The organism is Pseudomonas sp. NFPP07 (genome assembly GCF_900115645.1).
Lineage (GTDB): Bacteria > Pseudomonadota > Gammaproteobacteria > Pseudomonadales > Pseudomonadaceae > Aquipseudomonas > Aquipseudomonas chlororaphis.
On record NZ_FOXG01000001.1, the window covers coordinates 452844 to 470173 of the forward strand.

Below are 17330 nucleotides of genomic sequence, written 5' to 3' on the forward strand. Positions count from 1 at the left end.
ACTCGCAGGGGATCGTTCATCTGGTATACACCTATCCCGCGCACTTCGTACTTTTATAATCACTGCCCCGGCCCACCCTGCGAAACCCCATGCCCGACACCCAATACCTGCTGCTTGCCGACACCCTGCGACCGCTGCTGAACAAGTTCTATCGCGCCCACAACTCGCCGATGCGCGCGGCCGGCGAAGGGCAATCCTGGGTGGCGAAACGGGGAGCGATCATTGCCGGGCTGAACCTCACGCCCGTCGCCCAGGGCCACTGGCTGACCGGGCTGTTCGTCGACCCGGCCCATCGCGGCCAGGGCGTTGCCGCAATGCTGGTCGAACGGTCACGCGCGCAGCTGCCGGGGCCGCTATGGCTGTTCTGTCATCCGGACCTGCAAGCCCTGTACGAACGCATGGGCTTTACCACGGCCCCTGCCCTGCCCCAGGCCCTGGCGGATCGCCTGGAGCGTTATCGCAGGAGCAAGAGCCTGATCGCCATGGGCATCGATCCTTTGGTCGGCTCGACCCGCGACAGGATGTGATCGCGGGCCCTGGAGCGCGGGCCCGCCTCAACGGCAAACCGGCCTCCGGCAGGTCCATGAAACCGACGTTTCAGGCTGTCTGTTTCAATCGTCGGCGTGGGGATCGAGGTCGGGGAACATCACCTCGGTAAAACCGAATTTGCTGAAGTCGCGGATCCGCGACGGGTACAGGCGGCCGATCAGGTGATCGCATTCGTGCTGCACCACCCGTGCGTGGAAACCCGAGGCCAGGCGCACGATCGGTTCGCCCCTGGGGTCGACGCCTTCGTAGCGAATGTGCTGATAACGCTCGACCGCGCCGCGCAGCCCCGGCACCGACAGGCAGCCTTCCCAGCCTTCTTCCAGCACCGGGCTCAAGGGCGTGATCAGCGGATTGATCAGGATGGTCTGCGGCACGGCCTCGGCTTGCGGGTAACGCTCGCTGTGCTCGAAACCGAAGATCACCAGTTGCAGGTCGACGCCGATCTGCGGCGCGGCCAGGCCGACCCCGCCGACGCTTTCCATGGTCTGGAACATGTCGTCGATCAGTTGCCACAGCTCGGGGCTGTCGAACATCTCAGGCGGCACCGATGGCGCGATGCGCAGCAGGCGCTCGTCGCCCATTTTGAGGATTTCACGGATCATGATCAGACTTCGTCAGTGGTCGGCTTGAGCGAGTGGTCCCGGCCCAGTCCCGATACGTGTTGTTTGGGTTCGTCGTGCTCGCCGGGCACCCTTTCTCCAGGGTTCTTGCCGTCGGACGACATGTGCTCGATCGCCGCATTCATCTCGGCCCCCAGCAACAGCACCGCCGAGGAAATATAGAAGTACAGCAGCAGGACGATGATCGCTCCGATACTGCCATACATGGCGTTGTAGTTTGCAAAGGTCTTCACGTAGAAGGCGAAGCCCAACGAGGCGATGATCCACACCACCACCGCCAGCACCGAGCCCGGGGTGATGAAGCGGAACTCCTGCTTCACGTCGGGCATCACGTAATAGATCAGCGCCACGGCGACCATCATCAGGATCACGATCACCGGCCAGCGCAGGATGGTCCAGACCGTGACGATAAAGTCCTCCAGGCCGACCTGCGCGGCGATCCAGCCCATCACCTGCGGCCCGAGCACCATCAAGGCCGCGGCCGCCAGGAGCATGCCGGCGATGCCAATGGTGTAGAAAATCGACAGCGGAAAACGTTTCCACAACGGGCGTTTTTCCACCACGTCATAAGCGGCGTTCATCGCGCTCATCATCAGCCGCACGCCGGCCGAGGCGGTATACAGGGCAATCACGATACCCACCGACAGCAGGCCGCCCTTGGATTGCTGCAACTGGTCGATCACCGGGTTGACCTGCTCCAGCGCCTGGGGCGGCAACACCAGTTCCGATTGCAGGCGCAACCAGGAGAAGAAGTCCGGCAGGTGCAGGAAACCGATCAAGGCAATCAGGAACAGAATGAAGGGGAACAACGAAAACAGCATCTGATAGGCCAGTGCCGAGGCGTAGGTCGACATTTCATCGTCGATGAATTCAGTGACCGTGCGCACCAGCACACGATGCAGGGGCAGGCCTTTCAAATTCGGCAAGAACATAGCGTCTCCTTTCGCCGCAAGAATTCAGGGTCGGTGGCGACTCAGGGGCCGTTTTGTACAACAAACTAGCCTAGTTTGGCGATTTTGAACCGTTTCGTCCTGTTTGGGTGCCATGGCCGATGTAAAAACGGCCATCCGAGGATGGCCGTCGTGTCGCAGTGCAAGCCAGTGAATCAGGCCTTGTCGATGGTCTTTTTCAACGCATCCTTGGCCTTGCCGAGGGTTTGCTGCGCCTCACCTTTCTTTTCCTGAATCTTGCCTTCGGTTTCCAACCGATCGTTATCAGTCGCTTTGCCGACACCTTGCTTGATATTGCCAACGGCCTCATTGGCCAGGCCTTTTGCCTTGTCTGCTGTGCTGCCCATGGTGTTTCTCCGTAGATCCATAGATCCGTAGAACAATCGAGGGTTTGGGGTCCTGCCCTGAGGTTGACCCGAGGCCGTTGCGCGGAGTTTCAATTATTTTCAGCGTGGCCTTTCATCGCCTTATTTGCCCGCCGCACGCAGGTTGCGCTTTATGTTTGGCGACCAACCCACGAGAATGCGCAACGTATTCAGGCACTGCGCTGAAGATCCAATCCGTAGGAATGTTATGAAACTCGATAAAAAGCTGGCCATCGCCCGCCGGAACCAGGAACTGGGCGGCGCGGTGCTGGGCGTCAACAACTGCCACTTCGCGGAACTGAGCCGCAGCCGCAATATCTGGTGGTTCGATCTGCCGGTCGGCCGCCTGGCCATCGGGCAGTACGAATGGGTCCACCTGCTGCTGTACACCCCGAGCACCGACCAGTTGCTGCACCTGAAAGTGCCGACCCTGTTCCTGCGGGAAAAACTCGAAGGCCTGGTGGTACGCAACGCCGGCAAGCGCAAGGCGGCCCTGAGCCTGGAACTGAGCGCCGACAAGGACTCGTTCCTCAAGGACGTACGCCCCGCCGGCACCGGCGTGAACTTCGCGCAGTTCCAGCAGTAAACAGGCCCTTGTAGGAGCGAGCTTGCTCGCGATTACGGTCTGTCAGCCATTGAGATGGCGACTGGAAGAACGCAATCGCGAGCAAGCTCGCTCCTACAGGGAATTGAGGCGATAGCGCCCAATAAAAAGCCCCGCGGATGCGGGGCTTTTTGTTTGCCTGGCGTGTTACTTCTTCACGCCCAGCTTCTTCAGCTCTTCGTCGCGCAATTCGCGACGCAGGATCTTGCCGACGTTGGTGGTCGGCAGCGCATCGCGGAACTCGACGGCCTTGGGCACCTTGTAACCGGTGACGTTGGCGCGCATGTGCTCCATCACTTGCTCCTTGGTCAGGGTCACGCCTGGCTTGGCGACGATGAAGATCTTGATCGACTCGCCCGACTTCTCGTCCGGCACGCCGATCGCCGCACACTGCAACACGCCCGGCAGGCCCGCCAGCACGTCTTCCAGCTCGTTCGGATAAACGTTGAAACCGGAGACCAGGATCATGTCTTTCTTGCGATCGACAATGCGGATGTAGCCATCAGGCTGGATCAACGCGATATCACCGGTCTTCAGCCAGCCGTCGCTCATCACCTCATCGGTGGCGTCCTGGCGCTGCCAGTAGCCCTTCATGACCTGCGGACCCTTGACGCACAGCTCGCCGATTTCGCCCAGGGGCAGCTCGGTGCCAGCGTCGTCGATGATCCGGCACAGGGTCGACGGCACCGGGATGCCGATGGTGCCGATCTGGATGTTCTGGATCGGGTTGACGGTGGCCACCGGGCTGGTTTCGGTCATGCCGTAACCTTCGCAGATCGGGCAGCCGGTCACGTCTTTCCAACGCTCGGCCGCCGCCAGTTGCAGCGCCATGCCGCCGGACAGGGTGACTTTCAGCGCCGAGAAATCCAGCTTGCGGAAGGCTTCGTTGTTGCACAGGGCAACGAACAGGGTGTTGAGGCCGACAAAACCGCTGAACTTCCACTTCGACAGTTCCTTGACCATCGCCGGCAGGTCGCGCGGGTTGCTGATCAGGATGTTGTGGTTGCCGATCAGCATCATCGCCATGCAATGAAAGGTGAAGGCATAGATGTGGTACAGCGGCAGCGGGGTGATCAGGATCTCGCAACCCTCATTGAGGTTGGAGCCCATCAGCGCCTTGCACTGCAGCATGTTCGACACCAGGTTGCGATGGGTCAGCATCGCGCCCTTGGCCACGCCGGTGGTGCCGCCGGTGTATTGCAGCACGGCCACATCGCTGCTGGCCGGGTTGGCGTCCTTGACCGGCTGGCCGTGGCCCTGGCTCAGCACGTCGTTGAACTTGACGGCCTTGGGCAGGTGATAGGCCGGCACCATCTTCTTCACGTACTTGATGACGCTGTTGATCAGCAGGCGCTTGAGCGGTGGCAGCAGGTCCGCCACTTCAGTGACGATCACATGCTTGACGCCGGTCTTGGGCACCACGGCTTCGGCCAGGTGCGCCATGTTGGCCAGGCAGACCAGGGCCTTGGCGCCGGAGTCGTTGAACTGGTGTTCCATTTCCCGCGCGGTGTACAGCGGGTTGGTGTTGACCACGATCAGGCCGGCGCGGATGGCGCCGAATACCGCGACCGGGTACTGCAGGACGTTGGGCAGTTGCACGGCGATTCGATCGCCGGGTTGCAAATCGGTATGCTGTTGCAGGTACGCGGCAAAAGCACCGGACAGTTCGTACAGCTCACCGTAGGTGAGTGTCTTGCCGAGGTTGCTAAAGGCCGGTTTGTTGGCAAAACGTTGGCAGGACTGCTTCAACACCGCCTGAATATTCGGATACTCGTCTGGATTGATATCGGCAGCAATCCCAGCTGGGTACTTATCCTTCCAAAAGTCTTGGATCATGGAAGCCCACTCCTCAGCAACGCGAATTCGTCAGCGCATTTGATGCGATTATTATTTGTGTGTGTTTTTTATTGATGTCTATTGTTGGTGAGTCTGGCTGTCTACATAGGCCGAGAAGTCACAAAGCGCGCCGAGAGTAGCAGCTTTGCCAAAGGCCGCCTAGAGCCAAAATCGGCCTAAACAGTCACTTTTGTGACTCAAGAATATTTAATGGTCACTTTTAGAGTAAAAATTCTATCCAGCCATGCAAGGCTCTGGAATGGGCTTTTCGCCCCTTCAAAAGCATCGCGAGCAAGCTCGCCCCTACAGGAAATGTACGGTTCCCTGTAGGGGCGAGCTTGCTCGCGATAGCCGCGCTATAGCGCGGGACTGTTACATGCGGTGAAACATCAGGCGATGTCGCGCAACTCCCGGCGCAGGATCTTGCCTACCGGCGTCATCGGCAACGACTCACGCAACACGATGTGTTTCGGCACCTTGTAGCCAGTGAAGTTTTCCTTGCAGTAGGCCTTCAGCTCTTCGAGGCTGACCCCCGACTCGCGGGCCACCACGAACAGCTTCACCGCCTCCCCCGAACGCTCGTCCGGCACGCCGATCACCGCGCAGTTGGCGACTTTCGGGTGCGCCATCACCACGTCCTCGATTTCGTTGGGGTACACGTTGAAACCCGAGACGATGATCATGTCCTTCTTGCGATCGACGATGCGCACGAAGCCATCCGGATCGATCACCGCGATATCGCCGGACTTGAACCAGCCCTCGGCATCCAGCACCTCCTCGGTGGCCTCCGGTTTCTGCCAGTAGCCTTTCATGATCTGCGGCCCCTTGATGCACAGTTCGCCGCGCTCGCCCAGCGGCTGCTCGACGCCCTCATCGTCGATGACCTTGAGGGTCGTGCCCGGCACCGGCAAGCCCACCGAGCCCAGGCGCGACTGGTCGCCGTAAGGGTTGGTGCAGGCCACGGGCGAGGTTTCGGTCAGGCCGTAGCCTTCGGTGATGCGACAGCCCGTCACCTGCGCCCAACGCTCGGCGGTGGCCTTGACCAACGCCGTGCCCCCGGAGTTGGTGAACTTGAGATTGGAGAAGTCGAGGGTCTTGAACTCGGGATGATCCATCAGCGCGGTGAACAGCGTGTTCAGCCCCAGCAGCGCCGAGAAGCGCCATTGCTTCAGCTCCTTGATGAAACCGCCGATGTCCCGCGGGTTGGTGATCAGCACGTTGTGGTTGCCGGTGACCATCATGCACATGCAGTTCGCGGTGAAGGCATAGATGTGGTACAGCGGCAACGGCGCGATCATCACCTCCTGGCCTTCGTGCAGCAGCGGATGGCCATCCGGGCCCCGTTGCTCGAGGCAGGCACGGACCTGCTGCATGTTGGCCACCAGGTTGCCGTGGGTCAGCATCGCACCCTTGGCCAGCCCGGTGGTGCCGCCGGTGTATTGCAGCACGGCTACGTCGTCCAGGCCGGCGTTCAAAGGCTTGATCGGCTGGCCACGGCCCAGGCGCAGCGCGCTCTTGAAGGAAACGGCCTGGGGCAAGCGATAGGCCGGCACCATTTTCTTGACCTTGTCGACCAGGGTATTGACCAGCCAGCCCTTGGCGGACGGCATCAGGTCGCCCATCTTCGCCTCGATCAGGAACTGGATATCGGTCTCGGGCAGCACTTGCTCGACCTTCTGCCCGAACAGGTTCATGTACACCAGGGCTCGCGCTCCGGAATCCTTGAACTGGTGGCGCATTTCCCGGGTGGTGTACAGCGGGTTGGTGTTGACCACGATCAGCCCGGCGCGCAAGGCGCCGAACACGGCGATCGGGTAATGCAGGACATTGGGCATCTGCACCGCGATACGATCGCCCGGCACCAGGTCGGTGCTGCTCTGCAGATAACCGGCAAAGGCCGCGCTGTAGCGCTCCAGCTCGGCGTAGGTCATGGTCACGCCCATGTTGCTGAAGGCCGGGCGGTCGGCGAATTTCTTGCAGGAACGCTCGAACACCTCGATCACCGACTTGTAGGCACCCAGGTCGATATCGCTGGGCACTCCGGCCGGGCGTTTGTCATTCCAGAAATCAGGCTGCATTGTTCTTGTCCTCGTTACCTGAGTTGTCCGGGCCGCTTCTCTCACGCTACGAAAGGCGGGGCTCTGCGGACGTTAGCAGCTATGGCGCATAGGGCAAATAAGGCCGGGCGCGTCATTGATAACGTGAATCTTGCCGCCATGGCGCGCGCAGATCGGACGGGGCCGCGACGATGAGCTATACAATGCAACGACCCCGTGCAAAGGAATCGCCATGATCCACCACTCTTTCTGGCTGACCGCGAGCGACCACAGCCAGCTCTACGTCAACCAGTGGCTCCCGGCGGCCCCGCTCAAGGCCGTGATCCTGCTGGTCCACGGCATGGCCGAACACAGCGGGCGCTACGCCAGGCTGGCACAGGCGCTGTGCAATGAAGGCTACGGGGTCTATGCGCAGGACCTGCGCGGCCACGGCAAGACCGCCGAGCACGGGGCACTCGGGCACTTCGCCGACGATGACGGCTGGTGCAAGGTGGTCGGCGACCTGGCCAGCCTCAACCAGCACATCGGCCAGCAGCACCCGGGGACCCCGATCGTGCTGCTGGGCCACAGCATGGGCAGCTACATCGCCCAGGCCTACCTGCTGCACCACAGCGCCAGCCTCGACGGGGCGATCCTCAGCGGCTCGAATTTCCAGCCGGTGGCGCTGTACCGCGCGGCCCGCCAGATCGCCCGCTTCGAACGCTGGCGCCAGGGCCCCCTGGGACGCAGTGCGTTGATCGAATGGCTGTCCTTCGGCTCGTTCAACAAAGCCTTCAAACCCAACCGCACCGCCTTCGACTGGCTCAGCCGCGACCCCGACGAAGTCGACAAATACGCCCACGACCCGCTCTGTGGCTTTCGCTGCAGCAACCAGCTGTGGGTCGACCTGCTGGGTGGCCTGCAGCAAATCAGCAAGGCCTCCAACCTGGCCCAGATCGATCCGGGCCTGCCATTGCTGGTGATCGGCGGAGAATGTGATCCGGTGAGCAATGGCATACGTCTCAAGGATCTGGCCGGTGCTCTGCGCGAGGCCGGCAGCCAGTGCCTGCAGCTCACGATCTACCCGCAGGCGCGGCACGAATTGTTCAATGAAAGCAACCGCGACGAAGTGACGGCCGATGTACTGGCCTGGCTCGACCAGGCCCTGCGGCATCGCCGACCGCCGAAGACTGAATGACCCTGTTTCCAATCGATATGCCAATCAACGCTCAGCACAGGACTTGAGAGAGATGACCCAGGTTACCAACACCCCGTACGAAGCCCTCGAAGTAGGCCAGACCGCCAGCTACAGCAAGCATGTGGAAGAGCGTGACATCCAGCTGTTCGCCGCCATGTCCGGCGACCACAACCCGGTGCACCTGGACGCCGAATTCGCCGCCGCCAGCATGTTCAAGGAGCGTATCGCCCACGGCATGTTCAGCGGTGCGCTGATCAGCGCCGCGGTGGCCTGCGAGCTGCCTGGGCCGGGCACCATTTATATCGGCCAGCAGATGAGCTTCCAGAAGCCGGTGAAGATCGGCGACACCCTGACCGTGCGCCTGGAAATCCTCGAAAAACTGCCGAAGTTCCGCGTGCGTATCGCCACCCGCGTGTTCAACCAGCGCGATGAGCTGGTGGTGGACGGCGAAGCCGAAATCCTCGCCCCACGCAAACAGCAGACCGTCACCCTGCCGACCTTGCCGGCCATCAATATCGGCTGAGCCGCCCTGTAGCCGCTGGCGCAGCCTCGCAGGCTCGGCAGCGGCTACAGGCGGGATTAGCGACTCCCCTCCTCCACCTGCACGCTCGCCGTCATCCCGGCGCTCAGGTTGACGCCTTCGGGCACCTTGTCGAACCTGATGCGCACCGGAATCCGCTGCGCCAGGCGCACCCAGTTGAAGGTCGGCTCCACCTCCGCCAGCAGTTGCCCGTCCGGCGTGGTATTGCGGTCGGTGATGCCGCGGCTGATGCTTTCCACATGCCCCTGCAAGGCTTCTCCAGCGCTCATCAGCCACACCTTGACCGGGTCGCCGACCTTGATCCGCGGCAGTTTGGTTTCCTCGAAATAGGCCTGCACGTAGAAAGTCGAATCGTCGATCAGGGCCATCACCGATTGCCCGGCGTTCACATAGTTGCCTTCGGCCAGGCGCAGGTTGGTGATGTGCCCGCTGCGCGGCGCGCGGACCTGGCTGCGCGCCAGGTTGAGTTCGGCGACCTTGGCGTCGGCCTGGGCCTGGCGCAGCTCGCCACGGGCTACCCCGGCATTGATCTGCGCGTTCTCCCGCAGCTCGGCGCTGATCGCCTGCGGGCCTAAGCTGGCCCGGCGGCTGGCTTCGTGCTCTTTCAGGCTGAGTTGCTGCTGGCGGGTCTGCACCACCGCCTGGGCCTTTTCCAGCGCCGCCTCGAAGCGATCGCGGTCGATGCTCAGCAACAGGTCGCCGGCCTTCACCGCCTGGTTGTCATAGGCCTTGAGTTCACGCACCCAGCCCGACACATCGGGGGCGACTATCACCACGTCGGCGCGAATCCGCGCATCCCGGGTCCAGGGCGTGAGCATGTAGTACTGCCACAGATGAAAGCCGGCAAACAGCGCCGCAGCCACCAGGCACAAAGTAAAAGCGATACGTACGGAAGCACGCATGAACAACTCCTTATAAAGGTCCGAGTACGACAGTGACCAACGTCAGGACACAGACGTACAAGGCCACATCGAACAGTGCTTCGTGCCAGATCCAGCGCCCCAGTGGCGTTGCGCGCAACAGCATGCGCAACACCCCGGTCAGCACCAGCGCCAGCACCACATAAATCAGAAACGGGCTGAGCAACACTCCGCCCAGCGACCACTCACGCAGCCCCATGGTTTTCCTCCTGCTGCCGGCACCAGGTGCGCCAGCTCTTCTGCAACTGCACCACCGCGCCCTGGGCCAGCTTCAACGCGTCGCTCGGCGGTTGGCTGCCCAGGGCCTCGAGCAAGGCCGTGCTGGCGTCGGCCAGCGCATCGCCGCGACCGGCGGCCGGCCCTTGTTCCAGCACCTGTTCCAGATGCTCGAAATAACGTCGCTGCGAAGCATCCGCGGACACCTGGGCCACCGCCAGGCTCAGCCGCAGATGCATCAGTTCATCGCCGATATCCAGGCCCAGCAGGCCATCGTCCCAGCGGCTGCGCGCCTGCTCCGGCAATTCCGGGTAATGCCGCGCCAATTGCAGCAGGCGATCGGCCATGCGCCCGCCGAACCAGCTTTCCGCGCCACGCAGGTTGCGCCGGGTCAAACGCACCAGGTCCTGCAGGGTCGCCGCCAGCAGGCGCCGCCCGTGCCAGGCCGGGTCGCGCAGGATCAGCAGGTGAAACGCCAACACCGCGGCGCCTACGCCGAGCACCATCGCCTGGGCGCTGTTGAAGAAATTCGCCACGTCGAACGTCATCGGGTTCTGCGGTGAAATCAGCACCACGAAGTGCAGGCAGAACGAGGTGGCCGTGGCGCCGATCTGCGGTTTGGCCATGCCCAGCGCGCCGAAAAACAACGGCACGCCCATGGCCATCGCCAGCAGGGCGAAACTGCTCCACTGCGGCAGCAGGATCTGCCCGACCATGAAGGCCGCCGGAATCGCCAGGAAGATGCCACGCATGAAACTCATGCCGATCTGCGCGCCGTTTTCGCGACTGGCGAACAGGCCGCACACCACGCAGGTCAGCAGCATGGCCCCGGAGGCCGCCGGCCAGGCCGTGGCCAGCCAGAAGCAGGCCACGGTGAGGAAAGCCAGGGCGCTGCGCGCGCCAAACAGCAGCGCCAGCGACAGATCGCGATGAGGGCTCAGGGTGGCGGGCTGCTCCACCGGCGCCTTGCCCTCCTCCACCGCCCGCAGCGCCTCGCCGGCGGCCAGGGCGGTATCCAGCAACAGGGTGAAACGGGCCAGGCAATAGCTTTGCGCCGAGCTGATCGCCGAGTCATGGGAAGCGTCCAGCAACTGCGGTCGCAACGCCTGCAAGGTCGGTTTGTCCATGGCCGCCAGGGCGTGCTGCACTTGCTCCATCCACGGCGCCAGCTGCTGCGCCTCGGCCTGGTCCAATTGCTTCCATTGCCGGCGTACCGAACGGGAGATCCGCAGCAGCATCAGCAGCTTCTGGCTCAGGCCGCTGATCGCCCGCGCCCGCTGCCGCCCCGACGGACCTTCGAACCAGGCATGTTCGCGCTGGGAGTCCACGGCGACGATGCGCCCGAGGATTTCCAGCAGGCCCTTGCGCGCCTGGGCATCGCCGGCCAGGGTCGCCCGCGCCGCCTGCATCCCGCTTTGCCAGGCGCTGCGTGCCTGGGCGGTCAACTGCCGCTCGACCCGCATTGGCCAGAGCAAGGCACTGCTGGCGGTGGCGCAGATAATGCCCAGGGAAATTTCCGTGCAGCGCGCCACCGCCTGGTCGAAGATCGACAACGGATGGGAGATCGCCGGCAAGGCAATGATCGCCACGGTGTAGCCGGCCAGCACGAAGGAATAGGACCAGGCGCTGCGCAGCAGGGTCGAACTGGCGGTGCACAGCCCCAGCCACAGCGCCAGGGCCAGCAGGAACAGCCACGGAGTCTGGGCGAACAGCCCCATGAACAGCACCGACATGCAGGTTCCCACCAAAGTCCCCACCAGCCGTGCCATGCCCTTTTGCAGGACCATCCCGGACAGCGGCTGGGCAACGATGATCGCCGTCATCAGGGCCCAGGACGGCTGCTGCAGGCCCCAACGCATGGCCAGCCACAACGCCAGCCCGGCGCCAAGCACGGTCTTGATCGCGAACTGCACGGCCGCAAGATTGGGGGCGAACAACGCCTGCAAAGTGATACGCACGGAAAGAACCCTGGGAAGGACAAAAACAACGATAGATGCACGGGAGCGAGAGATGATGCCCGCAAATTATTAGCTAGCTAACTATCAGTCGTCCAGTATTAATTTCAAGGCATAAAAAAACGCCAGACAGGCTGGCGTTTTTGACAGGTTTTACCCGTTATGAACGGGCGCGGGCCTGGTTACGCAGGGCTTTGACCTGATCGTGGTTGCGCTGTACCCCATGGTACTGACGCTCCACCAGGTCACGAATGCCGACCAGGTTGTGTTTGCTGATTTTCTCCAGCGCATCCTTGTAGGCCTTCAGGGCGTGGTCTTCGCCGCGCTCGGCTTCGTTGAGCACCGCTTCTTCGTCCTTGCCGGTCACCAGGGACTTGAGGTCGACCCAACGGCGGTGCAGGTCGCCACTGACGCTGGTGGAGGTTTCCGGATCGCCGCCCAACGAACGCACGCTGGCCTGCAATTCGGCCGCGGCGGTGGCGCAGTCGGCGGAGCGCTTGACGAACAGCGCTTTGAGCTCAGGCTGCTTGATGTCCTCTGCGCAGGTCTTGAACCCCTCCTGACCGTCCTTACTGGTTTCGATCAGGTCGTTGAGGATCGAAATCGCTTCTTTGTTGATGTCAGTCATTTTTCATTCCTTCCAGGTTGAGGGAGTTGTCATAGGTGTTGCACCCTGCATGCCAGTCTTGGAATTAAAATTTACTGTTATTTTTCAATTACTTAAGTTTTACACCGCTTTCTGTATCCGCGTTATTTGCATGATCTGTCATTTGGCCTGCATGCAGAATGCCTGTATTTTCCAAGGTGTTCGTCACCTCAACAGACAGCCGCCATGAATCCCGAAAAACTTGAACTTCTGGTCACTCGCGAAATGCCCTACGGCAAGTACAAGGGCCGCATCCTCGCCGACCTGCCTGGCCCCTACCTGAACTGGTTCGCCCGCGAAGGTTTTCCCCACGGCGAGCTGGGCGGCCTGCTGGCCTTGATGCAGGAAATCGATCACAACGGCCTCTCCGATCTACTGGACCCGCTGCGCGCCAAACACGGCAAACCCAAACCCCGTCATTGAACAGAGCCCGCCATGCCAAGCAATGCCCAACTCGCTCGCGACGAAGACTATTGGCGGGCCATTGCCCGGCGGTATGACCTCGAACCCGGGCCGATCAACCTGGAAAACGGCTATTTCGGGCGCATGAGCCGCGCCGTGGTCGAGGAATACCAGCGCCAGATCGACTTCGTGAACCGCAGCAACTCGGTGCATGTGCGCCAGCATTTCGAACAGATCGGCAATGTGCAGATTCGACAGCAATTGGCCGAACTGGTCGGCGTCGACCGCCAGGCCATCGCCCTCACCCGCAGCGCTTCGGAGGCGCTGCAATCGCTGATTCGCAACTACAACCGTCTCCAGCCGGGCGATCAGGTGCTGCTCAGCGACCTGGAATACGACAGCGTCAAGGGAGCCATGCGCTGGCTGGCGCGCCATCGCGGGGTCGAGGTCATCGAGATCGAGCATGCTCATCCGGCAAGCTTCGACAGCCTGCGGGCCAGTTATCGCGAGGCCTTCGAGCGCTACCCGCGACTGAAACTGATGGCCCTGACCCACGTCACCCACCGCACCGGGCTGGTGCTGCCGGTCCAGGCCATTGCCCTGGATGCCCGCGAGCGGGGAATCGACGTCATTCTCGACGGCGCCCACGCCCTGGCCCAGGTCGATTTCGAGCTCAGTGAACTGGGTGTGGCGTTCGCCGGCTATAACCTGCAGAAGTGGATTGGCGCGCCGCTGAGCCTGGGTTTTGTCTATATCGACCCGCAACGCCTGGCCGACATCGATCCGGACATGGGCGAGCAACGTTATGCCCTGGACGATATCCGCTCGCGGGCGCCTTATGGCACGCCGAATATTCCGGCCTGGCTGACCTTGCCCCGGGTGTTCGAGGAACACCGCGGCATGGGCGGCTCGGCCCTCAAGGGCGCACGCCTGAATTACCTGCGCGACCTGTGGGTGAGCCAGGTGCGCGACCTGCCCGGCATTGAAGTCATGACCCCGGACGATCCACGGCTGTATTGCGGCATCACCTCGTTTCGCTTCACCCGCCAGCCGGACCAGCAGGCGATGGCCGAGCGGCTGCTCCAGGAATACAACCTGTTCACCGTGGCGCGCAGCGGTTCGCGTTGCGGGCCCTGTATCCGGGTGACACCGGGCTTTACCACGCCGAGCGCGGATATCCAGATGCTGGTCGAGGCATTGACCGAACTGTCGACCCAGTAACCTGTAGCCGCTGCCGCAGGCTGCGACAGGTCCGAAGGACCTTCTGCGATCCTGAGAGCGCTACGGCCTTTCGGCCGATCGCAGCCTGCGGCAGCGGCTACAGGCAGTAACGGGCATCCCATCGCGTTGCCCGCCCCGGGCGTCATCGCGAGCAAGCTGCGCTCCTACAGAAGACCCGGCGTCGCCAGGCAGCTTTTCTCCAGGCAAAAAAAAACGGTGCACCGACCAAGCGCACCGTAAAGCCGTAGAACACACCAACGAATCTTTGAAAAAAGCAGGAAACCTGTCAGTCCAGCAGAGCCAGGGCCTCGGCCGTGCACTCCTGGATCCGCGCCCAGTCGCCGTTCTTGATCCACTCGGGATCGAGCATCCAGCTACCGCCGACGCACATCACGTTCTTCAACGCCATGTAGCTCTTGATATTGGCCGGGCCGACACCGCCGGTCGGGCAGAACTTCACCTCGCCGAACGGACCGCCCAGGGCCTTGATCGCAGCCACGCCGCCGCTGACTTCCGCCGGGAACAGCTTGAAGCGGCGATAGCCCAGGCTGTAACCCTCCATGATCCCGGAGGCATTGCTGATCCCCGGCAACAGCGGGATCGGGCTGGCGACGCTGGCTTCCAGCAGGTCGCGGGTAATGCCCGGGGTGACGATGAACTGCGAACCGGCGGCTTCGGCGGCAGCCAGCATCTGGCGATCGAGCACGGTACCGGCGCCGGTCACCAGCTCAGGACGCTGCTCGCGCAGGATCTGGATGGCCTTGAGGCCGAACTGCGAGCGCAGGGTCACTTCCAGGGCGGTCAGGCCACCGGCGGCCAGGGCGTCGGCCAGGGGCAGCACGTCCTGTTCGCGGGCGATGGTGATCACCGGCAGAATCCGCGCCTTGGCGCAGAGGCTGTCGATCAGGGCAACTTTGTCCGCCATGGAAACGGTCGGTTGTGGGATTGTCATAGCGGCTGATCCTTGGCTCATGGGCACCAGTAAATCTCTAACGGAGGTTGCAGGAAGGCACGAATCGGCATCGCGGCGACATCGTCACCGGCCAGTGCGGCACTCAGGGTGGTCAATTTGGATTGACCGGAAATCGACAGCACGCTGTACGTGGCCGAGGCCAGCAAGGCGCGGCTCATGCTCAGGCGCTGATGCGGCACGCTCGGCGCCAGCATCGGCCAGCAGCGTCGCTGGCCGTCGGCCCGCAGGGCTTCGGTCAGGTTCGGGCTGTTGGGGAACAGCGAGGCGGTGTGACCGTCGTCGCCCATGCCCAGGATCAGCACGTCGATGGCCGACAACTCGGCCAGCAGACGATCGGCCTGCACCGCGGCCTGTTCGAGGTTCGCCGCGGCGTTGTACAGGCTGAGGAACTTCGCCTTGGCCGCCGGCCCTTGCAGCAGGTAGCGCTTGAGCAGGCCGGCGTTGCTGTCGGCATGTTCGACCGGGACCCAGCGCTCGTCCGCCAGGGTGATCAACACTTTGGACCAGTCCAGGTGCTGCTTGGCCAGGTGCTGGAAAAACGCCACCGGGCTGCGCCCGCCGGACACCACCAGGGTGGCTTCGCCGCGCACCTGGATCGCCTGGCTCAGTTGCCCGGCCACCTTCAGCGCCAGGCCTTCGGCCAGCAGCGCCGGGCTGTGGAACTCGTGGGCATGCACGCCCGCGGGCAGTTTCAATTTAGATATCGCCATACCATGACCTCCCGTCCCGCGTGATCAGTGCGATGGAGCTCATCGGCCCCCACGACCCGGCCGCATACGGCTTGGGCGCATCGCCGGATTTCTTCCACCCGGCGATCAGCTGATCACACCACTTCCACGCGGCTTCGATTTCATCTTTGCGGACAAACAGGTTCTGGTTGCCGCGCATCACTTCCAGCAACAACCGCTCGTAGGCATCGGGAATCCGCGCACTGCGATAGGTATCGGAAAAATTCAGCTGCAACGGGCCGCTGCGCAGTTGCATGCCCTTGTCCAGGCCTTGTTCCTTGGTCATCACCCGCAGGGAGATACCTTCGTCCGGCTGCAGGCGGATGATCAGCTTGTTGCTGATCTGCAGGCGCTGCTCGGGGGCGAAGATGTAGTGCGACGGCTCCTTGAAGTGAATGACGATCTGCGACAGCTTCTGCGGCATGCGCTTGCCGGTACGCAGGTAGAACGGCACCCCGGCCCAGCGCCAGTTGCGGATGTCGGCCCGCAGGGCGACGAAGGTTTCGGTGTCGCTCTGGGTGTTGGAATTCTCTTCCTCCAGATACCCCGGCACGGCCTTGCCTTCGCTGTGCCCGGCAATGTACTGGCCACGCACCACTTGGGTGGTCAGGCCTTCCGGGCTGATCGGTGCCAGGGCCTTGAGCACCTTGACCTTCTCGTCACGGATGCTGTCGGCCGAGAGGTCGGCGGGCGGGTCCATGGCGATCAGGCAGAGCAGTTGCAGCAGGTGGTTCTGGATCATGTCCCGCAGCTGGCCGGCCTTGTCGAAGTAGCCCCAGCGGCCTTCGATGCCGACCTTCTCGGCCACGGTGATTTCCACGTGGGAGATGTAGTTCTGGTTCCACTGGGTCTCGAACAGGCTGTTGGCGAAACGCAGGGCGATCAGGTTCTGCACCGTCTCCTTGCCCAGGTAGTGGTCGATGCGATAGATGCGGTTCTCCGGGAAGAACTGCGCCACCGCGTCGTTGACCTTGCGCGACGATTCCAGGTCCGAACCGATGGGCTTTTCCAGCACCACGCGGGTGTTTTCGGCCAGGCCGGCCTTCGACAGGTTCTCGCAGATCGCCCCGTACACCGCCGCCGGCGTGGCGAAATAGGCGATCAGGCGTTGCTCGCGCCCGGCCAGCTCGGCCAGGGCCTGGTAATCCTCGGCCTTGAGGAAGTCCACGTGCAGGTAGCTCAGGCGCGCCAGGAAGCGCTCCAGCACCGCCGCGTCGATCTCCTTGGCACCTACATACTTGCGCAATTGCGCTTCAATGAAAGACAGGTGCTGCTGTTCGCTGCCCGGCTCGCGGGCCAGGGCCAGAATCCGCGTGTCGTCGTGCAGCAGGCCGGCGCCATCGAGTTGGTACAGGGCAGGAAACAATTTGCGAAGCGCCAGATCGCCCAGCGCGCCGAACAAGGCAAAGGTGCACGGTTCAACCGTTATCGAAGGCATGATGTTTGTTCTTTTATCAAGTTAAGCTACAAATACCTTTTTTCAAGGCATCACTCAAGGGAAAATGTAGTAATAACTACAACATTTTAGCAAAATACAGATTCGAAGTGGTGGTCCGTCGGAGCCATCAGT

18 protein-coding genes are annotated in these 17330 nt (G+C 62.4%); 6 read left to right on the forward strand and 12 right to left on the reverse strand.

Annotated features, from left to right (window positions below; all coding sequences use genetic code 11):
- Positions 1–89: 89 nt before the first annotated feature.
- A complete protein-coding gene (locus BM019_RS02165) occupies positions 90–527 on the forward strand; it encodes a GNAT family N-acetyltransferase (RefSeq protein WP_092417503.1) in 438 nt (145 codons plus the stop codon).
- Between the two features lie 84 nt (positions 528–611).
- Here BM019_RS02165 and def read toward each other — a convergent pair whose 3' ends face one another.
- The 3 genes from def to BM019_RS02180 form a co-directional block, all read right to left on the reverse strand.
- Entirely contained in the window at positions 612–1151 is a 540-nt protein-coding gene (def, locus tag BM019_RS02170) for a peptide deformylase (RefSeq protein WP_062824912.1), read from the reverse strand.
- A gap of 2 nt (positions 1152–1153) precedes the next feature.
- Positions 1154–2101 carry a YihY/virulence factor BrkB family protein gene (locus tag BM019_RS02175; protein WP_007925094.1) on the reverse strand — a complete coding sequence of 316 codons (948 nt, stop codon included), beginning with the start codon at positions 2099–2101 and terminating at the stop codon, positions 1154–1156.
- Between the two features lie 173 nt (positions 2102–2274).
- Positions 2275–2466 carry a CsbD family protein gene (locus BM019_RS02180; protein ID WP_009045217.1) on the reverse strand — a complete coding sequence of 64 codons (192 nt, stop codon included), beginning with the start codon at positions 2464–2466 and terminating at the stop codon, positions 2275–2277.
- A 226-nt stretch (positions 2467–2692) separates the two neighbouring features.
- Between BM019_RS02180 and BM019_RS02185 the strand changes: the two genes are divergently transcribed.
- Positions 2693–3070: a hypothetical protein gene (locus BM019_RS02185; protein WP_007925090.1), complete on the forward strand. Its 378-nt coding sequence runs from the start codon at positions 2693–2695 to the stop codon at positions 3068–3070.
- A gap of 165 nt (positions 3071–3235) precedes the next feature.
- On the opposite strand, the gene fadD1 is transcribed toward BM019_RS02185, so the two are convergent.
- Positions 3236–4924: a long-chain-fatty-acid--CoA ligase FadD1 gene (fadD1, locus tag BM019_RS02190; RefSeq protein WP_009045218.1), complete on the reverse strand. Its 1689-nt coding sequence runs from the start codon at positions 4922–4924 to the stop codon at positions 3236–3238.
- A 389-nt stretch (positions 4925–5313) separates the two neighbouring features.
- Positions 5314–7002, reverse strand: a complete 1689-nt coding sequence (gene fadD2 / locus BM019_RS02195; protein ID WP_092417504.1) for a long-chain-fatty-acid--CoA ligase FadD2 — start codon at positions 7000–7002, stop codon at positions 5314–5316.
- A 211-nt stretch (positions 7003–7213) separates the two neighbouring features.
- Here fadD2 and BM019_RS02200 point away from each other — a divergent pair, with 211 nt between their 5' ends.
- Together BM019_RS02200 and BM019_RS02205 are read left to right on the forward strand one after the other, a co-directional pair.
- Positions 7214–8158 (forward strand): alpha/beta hydrolase, encoded by a 945-nt coding sequence (locus BM019_RS02200; RefSeq protein WP_092417505.1) that lies wholly within the window; start codon positions 7214–7216, stop codon positions 8156–8158.
- 52 nt (positions 8159–8210) lie between these two features.
- Positions 8211–8681: a MaoC family dehydratase gene (locus BM019_RS02205; RefSeq protein ID WP_007925083.1), complete on the forward strand. Its 471-nt coding sequence runs from the start codon at positions 8211–8213 to the stop codon at positions 8679–8681.
- Between the two features lie 56 nt (positions 8682–8737).
- Here the strand turns inward: BM019_RS02205 and BM019_RS02210 are convergent, their stop codons facing one another.
- From BM019_RS02210 to BM019_RS02225, 4 genes are all read right to left on the reverse strand, one after another.
- Positions 8738–9601, reverse strand: a complete 864-nt coding sequence (locus BM019_RS02210; RefSeq protein WP_062824907.1) for an efflux RND transporter periplasmic adaptor subunit — start codon at positions 9599–9601, stop codon at positions 8738–8740.
- Between the two features lie 10 nt (positions 9602–9611).
- A complete protein-coding gene (locus BM019_RS02215) occupies positions 9612–9818 on the reverse strand; it encodes a DUF1656 domain-containing protein (protein ID WP_007925079.1) in 207 nt (68 codons plus the stop codon).
- Entirely contained in the window at positions 9805–11793 is a 1989-nt protein-coding gene (locus BM019_RS02220) for an FUSC family protein (protein WP_092417506.1), read from the reverse strand. The genes BM019_RS02215 and BM019_RS02220 overlap by 14 nt, the downstream gene beginning before the upstream one ends.
- Positions 11794–11950: 157 nt before the next feature.
- On the reverse strand, positions 11951–12418 hold the full coding sequence (locus tag BM019_RS02225; RefSeq protein WP_009045223.1) for a PA2169 family four-helix-bundle protein: 468 nt from the start codon (positions 12416–12418) through the stop codon (positions 11951–11953).
- Positions 12419–12622: 204 nt separating this feature from the next.
- Between BM019_RS02225 and BM019_RS02230 the strand changes: the two genes are divergently transcribed.
- Positions 12623–12859, forward strand: coding sequence for a DUF3820 family protein (locus tag BM019_RS02230; protein WP_007925076.1), 237 nt, complete (start codon positions 12623–12625; stop codon positions 12857–12859).
- Positions 12860–12871: 12 nt separating this feature from the next.
- Positions 12872–14059 (forward strand): aminotransferase class V-fold PLP-dependent enzyme, encoded by a 1188-nt coding sequence (locus tag BM019_RS02235; RefSeq protein ID WP_092417507.1) that lies wholly within the window; start codon positions 12872–12874, stop codon positions 14057–14059.
- Positions 14060–14345: 286 nt separating this feature from the next.
- Here BM019_RS02235 and BM019_RS02240 read toward each other — a convergent pair whose 3' ends face one another.
- From BM019_RS02240 to zwf, 3 genes are read right to left on the reverse strand one after another with little or no spacing between them, the layout of a single operon-like run.
- Positions 14346–15011, reverse strand: a complete 666-nt coding sequence (locus BM019_RS02240) for a bifunctional 4-hydroxy-2-oxoglutarate aldolase/2-dehydro-3-deoxy-phosphogluconate aldolase (RefSeq protein WP_007921959.1) — start codon at positions 15009–15011, stop codon at positions 14346–14348.
- A gap of 17 nt (positions 15012–15028) precedes the next feature.
- On the reverse strand, positions 15029–15742 hold the full coding sequence (pgl, locus tag BM019_RS02245) for a 6-phosphogluconolactonase (protein ID WP_007921957.1): 714 nt from the start codon (positions 15740–15742) through the stop codon (positions 15029–15031).
- Positions 15729–17198, reverse strand: coding sequence for a glucose-6-phosphate dehydrogenase (zwf, locus tag BM019_RS02250; RefSeq protein ID WP_092417508.1), 1470 nt, complete (start codon positions 17196–17198; stop codon positions 15729–15731). Before zwf ends, pgl begins: the two co-directional genes overlap by 14 nt.
- Positions 17199–17330: the final 132 nt, after the last annotated feature.